The following is a 14,925-nucleotide window of genomic DNA, read 5'->3' on the forward strand; positions in this document are numbered from 1 at the left end:
ACACCTCAACCTAATCAGATCAGGATCGCAAAAATTTCACACGATACATAAAACAGTCTTTGAAACGTTCATTTCTTTTGTAATCAGTGCCGCGCATCTGTCACACTATTCTGTATTCAGGGTACGGAATAATGGAGAGAGCCGCCATGACGTCATCCGTAGCCCTGGGCCTGGCGCTATCGCTCATGTCGAGCGTGGCGTTCGCCCAGTCCGATCCGGGCGCGAATGACGGCCGTCGCTGGCTGGCCGGGGATCACCATGTGCATAGCCGGTTCAGCGCCCGCTATACGCCCGACCCCGCCGCGCCAGAGGCGCCGCCGGTTCCGCAACTGGGCGGCGACGGCAACCACACCATCATCCAGAACGCCGAGGCCGCGCAGCGATTTGGGCTGTCGTGGATGGTGTCGACCGATCACGGCGGGCCGCTGCACGCACGGCTGAACGCCGAACAGGCCTGGCCCGAGCTTCTGCAGGCGCGGGAACGGGTTCCCGGCCTGGTCCTGTTCTACGGCATGGAGTTCGACACGCCGGGCGCAGAACACTCCAGCCTGATCATTCCGCAGTCCGCCCATGAGCGGGAGGACCTGTTGCATATCGAGGGCCGCTACGGGCGGCGTCAGCCCTGGCCCGTGGACCCGGCGCGCGACACCGAGGCCTTCATGCTGGAGGCGCTGCGCGACATGGGGACGATGTCGCCGAGGCCGGTCGTGGTCATCAACCATCCATCGCGTTCGGCCACGGGCCTCGGCGAGTACGGCGAAGTGCGCCCCGCCCAACTGAGGGACTGGAGCGAGGTCACCCCGCGCGTCGTCATCGGCATGGAGGGCGCGCCCGGGCATCAGGCGGACGGCCTGTTCGCCGATGGACGTCCCGACCCGGCCGGCTCGCGCGGCATCTATCGCCGCTTCCCGACCCTGGGCGGCTTCGACCAGATGACGGCGCGACTGGGGGGCGTCTGGGACAGTCTGCTGGGCGAAGGCCGTCGCTGGTGGATCACGGCGACCTCGGATTCGCACACCCATATCAGCGAGGGCGGCGACGACTTCTGGCCCGGCGAATACGCCAAGACCTGGGTGATGGCGCGCCCCGACAGCGAGGACATTCTCGACGGCCTTCGGGAGGGCCGGGTGTTCGTGACCACCGGCGACCTGATCTCCGAACTGGACCTGTCGGTTTCGGCCGGGGGACGCACGGCGACGATCGGCGGGGAACTGGAGGTCGGTGAGGCGGAGGACATCCTGGTCACCCTGCGCGTCCGCGATCCGCGGGCCGCGAATGCCGGCGGCCGGACGCCCGCGGTGGACCATATCGACCTGATCGTCGGCGATGTGAGCGCGCCTGGAAACGACCGCGACGCCGACGCCAACCCGACGACACGGGTCGAGCGCCGTTTCACCGCCGCCGACTGGACCGTCGAGGGCGAGGTCCTGACCATGACGCACCGGTTGCCCGTCGCAGCAGGGCCGCGTTACCTCCGTGTTCGCGGCTCCAGCACGGCCGAAACCGAGCCTCAAGTCGACACGCCCGGAGAAGATCCCTGGTCCGACCTGTGGTTTTACGGGAACCCCGTATTCCTGACCGGGTCGGCCGGCGCTCGCTGATCGGCCTCGGGCCGGAGGGTCTCCCGACGGGCCGTCAAGCAACCGGACGCGGCCTTTTGGGCGCCATGCCTTGCCCGTGACGTCATCCCGCCGTATCCCCGGACCATGCCCGTCACGCCCCTGATCTGCCCGTCCATCCTGGCCTCGGACTTCGCCAAATTGGGCGAGGAGGTCCGGGCGCTGGAGGCAGCGGGCGCCGACTGGATCCATGTCGATGTGATGGACGGCCATTTCGTGCCCAACATCACGATCGGCCCGGACGTGGTGAAGGCGCTGAGGCCGCACACCCGCCTGCCGTTCGACGTGCATCTGATGGTCGCGCCGGTCGATCCGTGGCTGGAAGCCTACCGCGAGGCGGGCGCCGACATCCTGACCGTCCATCCGGAGAGCGGGCCGCACCTGCACCGGACCCTGGGCCGTATCCGCCAGCTGGGCGCAAAGGCGGGCGTCGTGCTGAACCCCGGCACGCCGCTGTCCATTCTGGAAGAGGTGGTCGATCTGGTGGACCTGGTGCTGCTGATGTCGGTCAATCCGGGCTTCGGCGGCCAGTCCTTCATTCCCTCGACCCTGAAGAAGATCGAGCGGACGCGGGCCATTCTGGACGCCGCCGGATCGAAGGCGCATCTGCAGATCGACGGCGGGGTGACCGCCGCCAACGCCGGGGCCTGCGTCGCCGCCGGGGCCGATGCCCTGGTCGCCGGGACCGCCGTGTTCAAGGGCGGGCCGGACGCCTATGCGGCCAATATCGCCGCCATCAAGGCTGCGTAGGTGAATCCCATCGGGCCCTTCGCCGACCGCAGTCCGCCCACGCCGAACGTCGGCGAGGGCGGGGCCATCCCGGGCCTGCGCGGCGCGCCGGTGCGGACGCCGGTGCGCTCCAGCGGCGTCGTGACCGGCCCGGCCCTGTGGCCCGCCGTCGCCGGGCGGATGCTGACCCGCCAGATGTGGATCGAGCTCTATGGCCTGCCCGGCTATGCGATGACGCTGGGGCTGGGCAAGGCGACGGGCTTCGCCGCCACGCCGCGCGATTTCCGCCCCGCCGACATCAACCTGGGCAAGGCCGTTCTCGGCGGGCGCTTCCCCCTGGCCGGATCGAACCTTGAGGCCGAGGCGCCGGCCGATCCGTGGAACCGGCCGAGCCCGTCCAAGGCCTTCGCCGTCGACCTGCACGCCTTCGCCTGGCTGCCCGGCCTGATGCTACAGGGCGAGCGGGGCGCGCGTGAGGCGTTGCGGCTGACCCTGGCCTGGGCCGACACCTTCTCGCGCTGGTCGCCTTTCGCCTGGGAGCCGCAGATCCTGGGGCGGCGGGTCTACAACCTGGCCTGCGCCGCCAAGAAGATGGGCGCGGTGGCGTCGGAGGCTGACCGGCTGAGGCTGGCCGACACCGTGGGGCGTCAGGCGCGTCAGTTGCTGCGGCCCCCGGGCGGTCTGGCGGGCAAGGCCGAGCGACTGGTCGCGGCGGCTGTGGCCGGATGCGTGCTGGCGGGACCGCCGGGCGCAAGTCTGAGGCGCGCGGCGCTGGGGCGGCTGCCGGGGGCGCTGAGGGTCACGGTGGCGGGCGACGGCGGCCATGCCTCGCGGGCGCCCGAGGCCGGGATGGAGCTGCTGCTCGACCTGCTGACCCTCGACGACGCCCTGTCGCAGCTGTCGGAACCGGCGCCGGAAGCCATGGGCGGGTCGATCATCCGCCTGACCACGGCGCTGAGGCTGCAGGTCCTGCCGGACGGGCGGCTGGCGGGCTTCCAGGGCGGCGGGCCGTCGAGCCCCGCACGGGTCGCGGCCGCGCGCGCCCATGACGAACACGCCGAGGCGACGGCCGGCGCCGTCGGCACGGTCGGGGGGCTGAGCCGCATCCGCTCGCCCTTGCTGACCATCATGACCGATGCGGGATCGCCGGGGAAAGGCGCCTGGTCCGAGGCGGCCTGCGCCCAGCCGCTGGCGCTGGAGATCGTCTGCGGCAAGGACCGGATCGTCACCGGCTGCGGCTGGACGCCCCGCGCCGCGGATCGGCAGGGCCTGAGGCTGACCCCCGGACACTCGACCCTGACCCTGGGCGAGCAGTCGTTCGCCGAGCCTCTGGGCGGGTGGAAGGGCGATCTTCTGGGGGCGCGCCTGTACGGCCGACCCTATCATGTGACGTCGGAGCGCCGGGACGGCGACGGGGCGGTCTGGCTGGAGGTCGAGCACGACGCCTGGGCCCAGCCTTTCGGCCTGATGCACCAGCGCCGGCTCTATCTGGACCAGAGGCTGGACGAACTGCGCGCCGAGGAGCGGCTGCATCCCGCCGCCGGAACCCGCGACGTCGTCCGGGTCATCGCCGCCCCCTATGCGGTGCGCTTCCATCTCGAGCCGGGGGTGCAGGCCTCGCTGGCGCGCGATCGCCGCTCGATCCTGCTGCGCGGTCATTCCGGCCGGGGATGGTGGTTCAGGACCGATGGTCCGGACGTGGCCATCGAACCGTCCGTGCACGTCGACGAGGGTCTGACGCGGCGATCGCTGCAGGTCGTGGTGCGCGGCTCGGCGCGGACCGACGCCGAGACCAAGATTCGCTGGAAACTGAGCCCGGCCGGAGCTGCGGGCGACCCGAGCTGACGCCTATTCGGCCTGGGGTTCGACGGCCTTGGCCTTCTTGACCTTGGGAGGCTTGGGAGCCTTCTTCGGCTTGGCCGCCTTCTCCGCAGCCTTTTCGGCCTTGCGGGCGTCCTTGGCGGCCTTTTTCAGCGCCTTGGCCTCGGCCTTTTCAACATCGGGAGCCGCGTCGGCGGCGGCGGCGATCTCGGCCAGCATGTCGAGGAAGCCGTCGCGCTTGCTCTTGGGCAGCAGGCCCATGATCCGCTTGTCGGCGGCCTCGACGCGGGGACGCGCCTGATCCAGCAGGGCCTGGCCCTCTTCAGACAGGCGCACGGCCTTGGCGCGGGCATCGAGCGTCGAACGCTCGCGCGACAGCAGCCCCTTGGTCGTCATGCGGGCGACGAGGTCCGCCAGGGTCGAGCGATCGATGCCGGTGGCGCGGACAAGCTCGGTCTGGGTCAGACCCTCCTTGACCGAGACAGCCTCCATGACCGCGAACTGACGCTGGGTCGGGCCGCCGTCGCCGGCCTCTTCGGAATAGATGTCGAGCGCCAGCTGGAGGGCGCGGTGCATCAGATGGCTGGGCGATTCGGCGAGCGTGCCGGAGCGACGAGCCTGTTTGCCGGATTTGACCATACTGAATCCCCTTGCCGTATGCGGAGGATTATCAGCCAAGCCTTACGGTTTAGCGACAGCGTGACCGAAAACGGTCACGCTGTTCTTCGGGCGCTATGTTCGCGACGCGGTCGCTCACGACTTGAGCGCAGGACGGGCGCTATGTTCGCGACGCGGTCGCTCACGACTTGAGCGCAGGACGGGTCGGTTCAGGGCGCCGTGTCCGGTCGAGCCGGCGCCGCGGCGTCGACGGGGTCGTCCGAGACCAGGTTCTTCATGATCAGCGGCACCTGCGACAGGCCGAAGACCGAGGAGGCGATCCAGAGCACGCCGCGGAAACTGACCCAGACGTCGGCGGGATCGACGTCGGCATAGCCCATCCGGGTCGCGGCCCAGCCGACCAGGGCTTCGGACCGAACCAGTTCGTTGACCACGGCGACAGCCGCGAAATAGAGGCCGTAGCGGAAGGTCAGGGTGCGCCAGGCGGCGTCATTGACCGGGATCACCGTGCCCAGAAGCGCCTTCAACGGCTGTTTGCCCAGCCAGAGACCCCCGAGCAGGGCGACGGCGAGCGAGGCGTTGAGCACCGTCACCTTCAGCTTCACGAACAGGTCGTCGTTGAAGACGAGGGTCAGGACGCCGAAGACGAGGGCGAAACCGCCGACCAGAAGCGGCATCAGGGCCAGCCGCTTCTCGACCATAAGACCTGTGACCACCGCGACGACCGAACCGGCGACCAGACCCCAGGTCGCATGGACCAGAGCCTCGTCGCCCGGCAGGCCGCGCGCGCGGAAAAAGATGAAGGTGGCGGCGAAGGCGGCGAGCGCTCCGAAATCGACGACCTGACGGATCCAGGTCGGCGGCTTGTGCGCCGGGGTCTCGGGCGTGTCGGTCATGATCTAGTCCTCGAGGCCGACGAGCGAACGGGAGAAGGCGCGGGCGTCGAAGGGTTGCAGGTCGTCGATCCCCTCGCCCACCCCGATCAGCTTGATAGGGGCGTCCGACGCCTGGGCCACGGGGACCAGGACGCCGCCGCGCGCCGTGCCGTCCAGCTTGGTCATGACCAGGCCCGAGACATAGGCGGTGCGACCGAAGATCTGTTCCTGCGCCAGGGCGTTGCGGCCCACGGTGGCGTCCAGCACCAGAAGCGTCTCGTGCGGGGCGTCCGGATCTGTCTTCCGGAGCACACGGACGATCTTGAGCAGTTCGTCCATCAAGGCGGACTTGTTCTGAAGCCGGCCGGCGGTGTCGACCAGGACGACGTCATAGTCCTCCGCCTTCGCCTTCGCATAGGCGTCGAAGACGAGGCCCGCGGCGTCGGCGCCGTCGCGGCGGCTCTCGAAATGAGCCCCTGCGCGGTCGGCCCAGACCTTCAGCTGTTCGCGGGCGGCGGCGCGGAAGGTGTCGCCGGCGACGATCATCACCCGGGCGCCCTTGCCCGTCAGGTCGGCGGCGATCTTGCCGAGGGTCGTGGTCTTGCCCGAGCCGTTCACCCCGACGAACAGGACGACATAGGGCTTGATCCCGCCGCCGACGCCGTCGGGGCCGAGCGGATCGAAGGTCGCCTGACGCGGCAGAAGCTCGGCGGCGACGGCCTCGGCCAGGGCCTCCTTGACCTCGCGCTCGGAGGACCCGCCTCCGAAGCGCAGCTCGCGGAAGCGGGCGACGATCCGGTCGGTGGCGGCGGGGCCGAGGTCGCTCTCCAGCAGATGCTCCTCGAGACCCTCGAGGGCGGCCTCCGACAGAGGCTCCTTCACGAAGGCGGAGACGACCTGTTCGGTCATCTGCTGGCTGGAGCGGGCCAGTCCCTGGCTGAGGCGCTGGAACCAGCCCTTCTTGGGCGTGTCGGTCATGGGAGGGCTTTAGCGGGGCCGGGATGGGGCGTCACCCTTTCTTCTTTCGTCATTCCGGGCGTAGCGAAGCGGAGACCCGGAACCCAGCGGCGCGCGAGAGCGCGAACCTGTCGCGGACTCATTGGCGGAACCATCGCCTGCGCTTCGCTACGGCGCCGCTGCGTTCCGGGTCTCTGGTCGCTGCGCTCCCGGCGCCCGGAATGACGAAAGAAGAAAGGGAAACGAGAACAGGGTAGGTTTGGTCCGTCCGACGTTTGGCTCTATATGAGCATAAGCATCGAGGACCGCGCCTTGGCCAAGACCCACGCCTTCCATTCGGCCCGCACCCACGGCTTCGTCCGGGTCGCGGCGGCGACGCCGGTGGTGCATATCGCCGATCCGAAGGCCAATGCGGAAGAGCATCTGGCGCTGATCCGCCAGGCGGGCGAACAGGGCGTGGACCTGATCGTGTTCCCGGAGCTGTCGCTGAGCGGATACGCCATCGACGACCTTCACATGCAGGCGGCGCTGCTGGAGGACGTGGAGCGGCAGGTTACCGGTCTGGCGAAGGCGATCGAGCCGACAGGCGTCGTGACCGTGGTCGGCGCGCCGTATCGGATCGGTGACAGCCTCTACAACTGCGCCTTCGTGCTGGCCGAGGGGCAGGTGCTGGGGGTCGTGCCGAAGACCTATCTGCCGAACTACCGCGAATACTACGAGAAGCGCTGGTTCGCTCCGGCGGTCGACCAGCGGCCCCAGATGATCCGCCTGGGCGACAGTTCGACGTGGCTGGGGCCGAACATCGTCTTTGAGGCCAGGAACCGGCCGGGCTTCGTCTTCGGCGTCGAGATCTGCGAGGACTACTGGGCGCCGCTGCCGCCCTCGACGCGGCTGGCGCTGTCGGGCGCACGGATCCTGCTGAACCTGTCGGCGTCCAACATCGTGATCGGCAAGGCCGACGAGCGAGCCATCCTGTCCGCCAGCCATTCGGCGCGGACGATGTCGGCCTATGTGTTCGCGGCCTCGGGCTGGGGCGAATCGACCACCGACCTGGCCTGGGACGGACAGGCGACCATCCACGAACTGGGCGCGTCGCTGGCGGCCGGAGAGCGGTTCTCGATGGAGTCGCACCTGACCATCGCCGACATCGATGTGGACCGGATCGGCCTGGACCGGCTGAGGAACGGCACCTTCGCCGACTGCGCCAAACGCGAGATCGACATCGACACGGTGCAGCCGATCACCTTCGAGGCGCGCGAGGCCGCCTCATCCGGGCCCTTGATCCGCCCGCTCGACCGCTTTCCCTTCGTGCCGGACGATCCCAAGCGGCTGGACCAGGACTGTTTCGAGGCCTTCAACATCCAGGTGCAGGGGCTGATGCGCAGGATGACGGCGACGGGCGCCGCGCGGCTGTGCATCGGGGTGTCGGGCGGGCTGGATTCGACCCAGGCCCTGCTGGTGGCCTGCGGGGCGTTCGACCGGCTGAAGCTGCCGAGGACCGATATCCTCGCCTACACCATGCCGGGGTTCGCGACCTCGGAGGGGACGAAATCCAACGCCTGGGCCCTGATGAATGCGCTGGGGGTCACGGGCGAGGAGATCGACATCCGCCCGGCGGCCGAGCGGATGCTGGCCGACATCAGACATCCCTGGGCGGACGGCCAGCCCGTCCACGACATCACCTTCGAGAATGTGCAGGCGGGTCTGAGGACCGACTATCTGTTCCGGCTGGCCAACCAGAACAAGGCGTTCGTGCTGGGCACTGGCGACCTGTCGGAACTGGCGCTCGGCTGGGCCACCTATGGCGTCGGCGACCATATGAGCCACTACAACGTCAACGGCGGGGTGGCGAAGACCCTGATCCGGCATCTGATCCGCTGGGTCGCGAAACGGGACGACATGGCCTCGGCCGCGGGCATCCTGCAGGCCATTCTGGACACGGAGATTTCGCCCGAACTGGTGCCGGCGGGCGCCGACGGGAAGATCCAGTCGACGGAGGGCACGGTCGGTCCCTATGCCCTGAACGATTTCTTCCTGTTCCACATCACGCGTTTCGGCATGAGCCCGTCGAAGGTCGCATACCTGTGCCATCAGGCCTGGGGCGACGCCGCGCGCGGGCACTGGCCGGCGCATCATCCGGAAGCGGATCGGGTCGCCTACGATCTGGCGACGATCAAATTGTGGCTGCGGAAATTCCTCGTGCGCTTCTTCCAGACGAGCCAGTTCAAACGCTCGGCCCTGCCCAACGGGCCCAAGGTGGTGACCGGCGGGTCGCTGTCACCGCGCGGCGACTGGCGGGCGCCGTCGGACGGCACTGCGCGGGTCTGGCTGGATGAGCTTGAGGCCAACGTACCGGACGCCTAAAGCTTGGCCATGACCGACGCCCCCACCAAAGACTCCAACGGCAACATCCTGTCGGACGGCGACAGCGTGACCTTGATCAAGGATCTCAAGGTCAAGGGATCGGGCGGGGTGACGCTGAAACGCGGGACCCTGGTCAAGAACATCCGCCTGACCGACGACACGGACGAGATCGAGGCCAATGTCGACAAGGTCCGCGGCCTGGTGCTGCGGACGGAGTTCGTGCGGAAGGCTTAAGGCACGTCCCGCAGGAATTCGAAGATCGCAGCCTTCGACTCCGGCTCGTCCAGCATGGGGGCGTGGCCGATGTCGGGGATTTCGGCGTAGCGCATGTCGGGCGCGGCCTTCTGCATCTTCGCGGCGATGTCGGCGCTCAGCAGGTCGGACGTTCCGCCTCGGATCAAAAGGGTCGGGCGCTTCTTCGCCAGACGCCGGAAGAAGGGCCACAGGTTGGGCGCCAGGGCCTTGGCCCCGGCGGCGCGGATCGGCACGGCGATGTCGGGGTCGTAGTCGAGGACGGGCGAGCCCTCGGTGCCGTCACGGAAAACGCGCCGGGCGAAGGCGTCCCAGTCGGCGTCCGTATAGTGCGGCAGGGCGACTTCGTTGATCCGCTTCGCATAGGCGGCGGCGGCGGCCCAGGTCGGGGTGTCGACGGGCTGCCCGGAATAGGCCGCGATGCGGGCCAGACCCTCGGGCGACACCTGCGGACCGATGTCATTGAGGATGGCGGCGGCGACGACGCGGCTCTTGAGCGCCGTGATCGCCATGGTGATCAGCCCGCCCATTGAGGTGCCGAGGAAGACGGCGCGCTCGATGCCGGCGACTTCCATGAGGCCCAGCACGTCCTTGGCATAGACCGGAGGCTGGTAGGTCATGGGGTCGGTGGCGCGGTCCGACTTGCCGCGCCCGCGGATGTCCAGCGCCAGGACGCGCCGGCCGCCGCGCGCGATCAGGGGGGCGATGGCGTCGAAGTCGGCGGAGTTGCGGGTCAGGCCGTGGATGGCGATGATCGGCAGTTTCGCGGGACCGTCCGCACCCGGATAGTCACGCGCGAACAGGCTGAGCCCGTCATGCGACGTCCAGCGACGCTCGGAATACAGAGGCTGTTCAGCCATGTCGGCGCACTCCCAAACCAGAACGCCCCCGCGTCGGTCGGGAGACTATTTCATCGCCCGGTGAACAGGCCAGCGAATTTCGATCAGCCGCCGAGCAGGTCGCGGACGAAACGGTCCAGGTCGCCGCCTTCGAACAGGAAGCCCGGCATGCCGGCGCTATGCGCGGCCTCCAGATCCGACGGCCGGTCGCCGATCAGGAAGGAGCGGGCCGGGTCGATGTCATGATCGGCGATGGCGCGCAGGATCATGCCGGGATTGGGCTTGCGGTCCGGATGATCGGCGTGGAACCACCGGGGGTCCTCGGCCTCGTTGTGGAAGGGGCAGGCATAGACGGCGCCGATGCGGGCCCCCTTCGCCATCAGGCGGCGGACGAGGAGGGCGTTGAAGGCCTCCATCTGTTCGAAGCTGAACAGGCCCCGCGCCACGCCCGACTGGTTGGTGACGATGACGACCAGATAGCCGAGGCTGTTCAGACGCCGGACGGCTTCGGCCGCGCCGGGGATCAGGACCAGATGCTCTTCCAGATGCGGATAGCCGCTGTCGGTGATCAGGACGCCGTCGCGATCGAGGAAGACGGCGGGATGGGTCGTCGGGGCGGTGGTCAAGGCGGTCGGCTCCCGATTCGATGAGACAGTGGATAGAAGCCTCCGTTGCAAGGCGCAACGCGAAGTGACCCCCTTGTGTTTGGCGTTACGACGCTCGGCGGGTTAGACGCGGCCACCTTCGAAGGCCGCCCCCTGATCCGGGGCCGGGCCGCCCTGTCTCGAGAGAGGTTCCCCCATGAGCATCGCCTTCATCGACCTGCAGGCCCAACGCCGCCGTCTGGGCGGCAAGATCGAGGCCGCCGTGATGGCCGCCGTCGAGAGCGGGGCCTATGTCATGGGCCCGCCGGTGCGCGAGTTCGAGACGGCCCTGGCGGCCTTCGGCGGGGCGAAACACGCCCTGGGCTGCGCCAACGGCACCGAGGCCCTGGCCCTGCCGCTGATGGCCTGGGGGCTGAGGCCCGGAGATGCGGTCTTCGTTCCCTCCTTCACCTTCTGCGCCACCGCCGAGGTCGTGCCGTGGCTGGGCGCGACCCCGGTCTTCATCGACATCGATGCGCGCACCTACAATATCGACCCCGGCCACCTGGAGGCGGCCATCGAGGCGACGATCGCCGAGGGCCGGCTGCGGCCCCGGGTCGTCATCGCCGTCGACCTGTTCGGCCAGCCCGCCGACTACCCGGCCATCAAGGCGATCTGCGACAAATACGGTCTGAAGCTGATCGCGGATTCGGCCCAGGGCTTCGGCTGCACCATCGACGGCGACCATCCGCTGAAATGGGCCGATGTGACGACGACCAGCTTCTTCCCGGCCAAGCCCCTGGGCTGTTACGGCGACGGCGGGGCGGTGCTGACCGACGACGACGACCTGGCCCAGGAGATCGACAGCTACCGCGTCCACGGCAAGGCGGTGGCCAAGGATCTGGTCGGCCGGACTTTCGAGCACGACACCAAATACCTGAACATGCGGGTCGGGATGAACTCGCGCCTCGACACGGTCCAAGCCGCCGTCCTGATCGAGAAGCTGAAGGTGTTCGGCGAAGAGATAGAGTGGCGCACCCGGATCGCGGCCCGCTACAACGAGCTGCTGGCGCCCCACGTCGCGGCGGTGCCGCACCTGCCCGCGGGCAATGTCTCGAACTGGGCCCAGTATACGATCGAGCATCCGGACCGGGACGGTCTGGCGGCCCACCTGCGCGACCAGGGCGTGCCGTCCGCGGTCTATTATCCGATCCCGCTGCACCTGCAGCCGGCCTATGACATGCACCCGCGCGGGCCTCAGGGCCTGCCGGTGACCGAGGCCAAGATGAAGGTGGTCATCAGCCTGCCGATGCACTCCGATCTGGACGAGGCGACCCAGGACCGGATCGTCGCCGCCGTCGCATCCTACAAGGGCTGATCCGATGAACCCGACCCATCTGCACGCGCCGATCCGCACCGGTGTCGCCGGCGCCGGTGTCATGGGGCGCAACCACGCCCGCGTCCTGTCCGAGATGCGCGAGATCGACCTGGCCCTGGTCTTCGATCCCGACGCCGTGGTCGCCGAGGGCGTCGCCTCGGCCTATGGGGCGCAAGCCGTGACCACCGCCGCCGACTTCGTCGCAGGCGGGCTGGAAGCCGCCGTGATCGCCACGCCGAACCGCCACCATGCCGACCTGGGCGTCGCCCTGCTGGAGGCCGGGGTCCATGTGCTGGTCGAAAAGCCGATCGCCGCGACCGTCGCCGACGCCCAGCGGATGATCGACGCGGCCAAGGCCAACGACCGCGTCCTGATGGTCGGTCAGGTCGAGCGGTTCAACCCGGCGGTGGAAGCGGTCAAGCGCGCCATCGAGGGCGAGGACGTCATCTCGATCCAGATCACCCGCGTCGGTCCCTTCCCGCCGCGCATGGGCGAGGTCGGGGTGGTCATCGACCTGGCCGTGCACGACATCGACATCATCCGTCACCTGACCGGCTCCGAGATCGCCGAGGTCCAGCCGCAACTGGCCCGCACCCGCGCCGACCGCGAGGACACGGCGTTGCTCCAGTTCCGGCTGGAGAACGGGGTCATCGCCCACATCACGACCAACTGGGTCACGCCGTACAAGACCCGCACCCTGCAGGTCGCGACGCAGACCAAGTTCGTCGTCGCCGACCTGATGACCCGCCAGGTCACCGAATATTTCGGCCAGCAGCCGGACGGTTCCTATTCCACGCGCGGCGTGATGAGCTGGCCCAACGAGCCGCTGAAGAAGGAGCTGGAAGCCTTCGCCCACGCGATCCGCACCGGCGAGACGCCGGCGGTGACGGGCGAGGACGGCCTGCGAAACCTGGAAGTGGCGCTGAGGTGCCTGGGGGAATGAAGCTTCGGGCGGAGGTTCTGGAGAACGACTTCGTCCGGCTGGAACCGTTCGAGGATCACCACAGGGAGCCGCTACGCGCGGCGTGCGACGCCGATCCGGAGCTGTGGCCCAACTTCTACTACACCTCACTGGGCGGAGAGCAGTTCGACGGCGGCTGGTCGGCCATGCGGGAGCAACAGGCGAAGGGGAGGCGGATTCCGTTCGCGGTGCTCCGCGAGGGCGAGGTCGTCGGCCTGTCGACCTTCATCAACATCGACGCGGCCAATCGCGCAGTGGAGATCGGCACCACCTACTACCGGCCCGAAGCGCGCGGCGGGGTGGTGAACCCGGCCGCAAAGCGGCTGTTGCTGGAGCATGCCTTCGCCTGCGGGGCCCAACGGGTCGCCTTCCAGGTCGACCAGATCAATCTGCGCAGCCAGGCGGCGATGACCAAGCTCGGCGCCGTTCGCGAAGGCGTGATGCGCAACGACAAGATCACCTGGACCGGGCGGGTGAGAAGCTCGGTGATCTTCTCTATCCTCGCCGGGGAATGGCCGGTGGTGCGGACCAGGCTGGACGGGCGGCTGACCGCCTTCAGCTGAGCGTTCGCTCGCCGCTGCCGATGTCTGTGAGGCCGGGGACTACAGGCGCATCGAGGTCCAGCTGGCCTCGGGGCTCGTCGCCCGGGTCCATATCGCCGCCTGAGGCTGGGGCCTCCCTGATCTCCGCTCATCCCCGCGAAAGCCGCGAGGTCGTGGTTCGATGTCGCAGATGTCGATGTAATCGACCCTTGGACCATCTCGCTGGAAACGGTATGCGGCCTCACGGGCGTGATCGTCGACTGCGCCGTTGAACACCAAGCCTGAGTCCGAATGCCCAAGGTCACCTATATCGAGCACGACGGCCGCGAACATGCCGTGGAGGTCAAGTCGGGACTCTCCGTCATGGAGGGCGCGATCCGCAACAATGTCCCGGGCATCGACGCCGACTGCGGCGGCGCCTGCGCCTGCGCCACCTGCCACATCTTTGTCGACCCGGCCTGGGCCGGTCAGCTCGGCGAGCGTGGGGCCATGGAAGCCTCGATGCTCGACTTCGCCGAGGGCGTGCAGGAGACCTCGCGCCTGGCCTGCCAGATCAAGGTCGCCGAAGCGCACGACGGACTGATCGTCCGCCTGCCCGAGGCGCAGCACTAGCCTTCCAGGCTAGGCCTTGAGCGGCGGGTTCAGCCGAATGTGAAGCTCTTTCAGCTGCTTGTCGTCAACTTCTGACGGCGCGCTCATCAACAGATCCTGCCCCTGCTGGTTCAGCGGGAAGGCGATGACCTCGCGGATGGCCGTCTGGCCGGCCAGCAGCATGACGATGCGGTCGATGCCCGGCGCCAGGCCCCCGTGCGGCGGCGCGCCGTAGCGGAAGGCGTTCAGCATGCCGCCGAACTGCTCTTCGACGACGTCAGCGCCATAGCCGGCGATCTCGAAGGCCTTCAGCATGATCTCCGGCTTGTGGTTCCGGATCGCGCCGGAGCACAGCTCGTAGCCGTTGCAGACGATGTCGTACTGGTAGGCGAGGATATCAAGCGGGCTCTTGGTCTCCAGCGCTTCCAGCTCGCCCTGCGGCATCGAGAAGGGGTTGTGGCTGAAGTCGACCTTCTTCTCTTCGTCCGACCATTCGAACATCGGGAAGTCGACGATCCAGCAGAACTCGAAGCGGCCCTCGTCGATCAGCTTCAGCTCCGTGCCCAGGCGGGTGCGGGCCGAACCGGCGAACTTGTAGAAGACGCCCGGATCGCCGGCCACGAAGAAGGCGGCGTCGCCTTCGCCGAGACCGAGGCTGGTCATCAGCGCCTGAGTCTTCTCTTCACCCAGGTTCTTGGCGATCGGGCCGCCCCAGGCGTTCTGGTCGGCGCTCCAGAAGATGTAACCGAGGCCCGGCTGGTCTTCGCCCTGGGCCCAGCTGTTCATGCGGTCGCA

At 68.4% G+C, this 14,925-nt stretch carries 15 protein-coding genes; 9 read left to right on the plus strand and 6 right to left on the minus strand.

Going from position 1 to position 14,925, the window contains the following annotated elements; genetic code table 11:
• The first annotated feature begins 146 nt into the window (after positions 1–146).
• The 3 genes from RMO01_RS07640 to RMO01_RS07650 all read left to right on the plus strand — a co-directional run bounded on the left by RMO01_RS07640 (position 147) and on the right by RMO01_RS07650 (position 4,193).
• Complete coding sequence (locus RMO01_RS07640) at positions 147–1,601, plus strand: phosphoesterase (protein WP_309628448.1); 1,455 nt, start codon at positions 147–149, stop codon at positions 1,599–1,601.
• A 105-nt stretch (positions 1,602–1,706) separates the two neighbouring features.
• A complete protein-coding gene (gene rpe / locus RMO01_RS07645) occupies positions 1,707–2,369 on the plus strand; it encodes a ribulose-phosphate 3-epimerase (RefSeq protein WP_309628449.1) in 663 nt (220 codons plus the stop codon).
• Entirely contained in the window at positions 2,370–4,193 is a 1,824-nt protein-coding gene (locus RMO01_RS07650) for a heparinase II/III family protein (protein ID WP_309628450.1), read from the plus strand.
• Between the two features lie 3 nt (positions 4,194–4,196).
• On the opposite strand, the gene RMO01_RS07655 is transcribed toward RMO01_RS07650, so the two are convergent.
• From RMO01_RS07655 to ftsY, 3 genes are all read right to left on the minus strand, one after another.
• Positions 4,197–4,808, minus strand: coding sequence for a MarR family transcriptional regulator (locus RMO01_RS07655; protein WP_309628451.1), 612 nt, complete (start codon positions 4,806–4,808; stop codon positions 4,197–4,199).
• Positions 4,809–4,996: 188 nt separating this feature from the next.
• Entirely contained in the window at positions 4,997–5,683 is a 687-nt protein-coding gene (locus tag RMO01_RS07660; RefSeq protein WP_309628452.1) for a septation protein IspZ, read from the minus strand.
• Between the two features lie 3 nt (positions 5,684–5,686).
• Positions 5,687–6,640 carry a signal recognition particle-docking protein FtsY gene (gene ftsY / locus RMO01_RS07665; protein ID WP_309628453.1) on the minus strand — a complete coding sequence of 318 codons (954 nt, stop codon included), beginning with the start codon at positions 6,638–6,640 and terminating at the stop codon, positions 5,687–5,689.
• A 264-nt stretch (positions 6,641–6,904) separates the two neighbouring features.
• On the opposite strand from ftsY, the gene RMO01_RS07670 reads away from it, so the two are divergent.
• Positions 6,905–8,983: an NAD(+) synthase gene (locus RMO01_RS07670; RefSeq protein ID WP_309628454.1), complete on the plus strand. Its 2,079-nt coding sequence runs from the start codon at positions 6,905–6,907 to the stop codon at positions 8,981–8,983.
• Positions 8,984–8,992: 9 nt separating this feature from the next.
• Positions 8,993–9,217 carry an alkylphosphonate utilization protein gene (locus RMO01_RS07675; protein ID WP_298158631.1) on the plus strand — a complete coding sequence of 75 codons (225 nt, stop codon included), beginning with the start codon at positions 8,993–8,995 and terminating at the stop codon, positions 9,215–9,217.
• On the opposite strand, the gene RMO01_RS07680 is transcribed toward RMO01_RS07675, so the two are convergent.
• Entirely contained in the window at positions 9,214–10,095 is an 882-nt protein-coding gene (locus RMO01_RS07680) for an alpha/beta hydrolase (protein WP_309628455.1), read from the minus strand. The two genes, RMO01_RS07675 and RMO01_RS07680, sit on opposite strands and share 4 nt — an antisense overlap.
• Before the next feature lie 83 nt (positions 10,096–10,178).
• Positions 10,179–10,700 (minus strand): HAD family hydrolase, encoded by a 522-nt coding sequence (locus RMO01_RS07685; RefSeq protein WP_309628456.1) that lies wholly within the window; start codon positions 10,698–10,700, stop codon positions 10,179–10,181.
• A 175-nt stretch (positions 10,701–10,875) separates the two neighbouring features.
• Between RMO01_RS07685 and RMO01_RS07690 the strand changes: the two genes are divergently transcribed.
• The 4 genes from RMO01_RS07690 (at position 10,876) to RMO01_RS07705 (ending at position 14,151) form a co-directional block, all read left to right on the plus strand.
• Positions 10,876–12,036 (plus strand): DegT/DnrJ/EryC1/StrS aminotransferase family protein, encoded by a 1,161-nt coding sequence (locus RMO01_RS07690; RefSeq protein ID WP_309628457.1) that lies wholly within the window; start codon positions 10,876–10,878, stop codon positions 12,034–12,036.
• Between the two features lie 4 nt (positions 12,037–12,040).
• Complete coding sequence (locus RMO01_RS07695; RefSeq protein ID WP_309628458.1) at positions 12,041–12,979, plus strand: Gfo/Idh/MocA family oxidoreductase; 939 nt, start codon at positions 12,041–12,043, stop codon at positions 12,977–12,979.
• On the plus strand, positions 12,976–13,560 hold the full coding sequence (locus tag RMO01_RS07700) for a GNAT family protein (RefSeq protein WP_309628459.1): 585 nt from the start codon (positions 12,976–12,978) through the stop codon (positions 13,558–13,560). The genes RMO01_RS07695 and RMO01_RS07700 overlap by 4 nt, the downstream gene beginning before the upstream one ends.
• A 270-nt stretch (positions 13,561–13,830) precedes the next feature.
• A complete protein-coding gene (locus RMO01_RS07705) occupies positions 13,831–14,151 on the plus strand; it encodes a 2Fe-2S iron-sulfur cluster-binding protein (RefSeq protein ID WP_309628460.1) in 321 nt (106 codons plus the stop codon).
• Positions 14,152–14,160: 9 nt separating this feature from the next.
• Here RMO01_RS07705 and RMO01_RS07710 read toward each other — a convergent pair.
• The coding region (locus RMO01_RS07710; RefSeq protein WP_309628461.1) for an amino acid--tRNA ligase-related protein at positions 14,161–14,925 on the minus strand (765 nt) is incomplete at its 5' end.

This window comes from Brevundimonas sp. (assembly GCF_031412435.1).
Taxonomy (GTDB): Bacteria; Pseudomonadota; Alphaproteobacteria; order Caulobacterales; family Caulobacteraceae; genus Brevundimonas.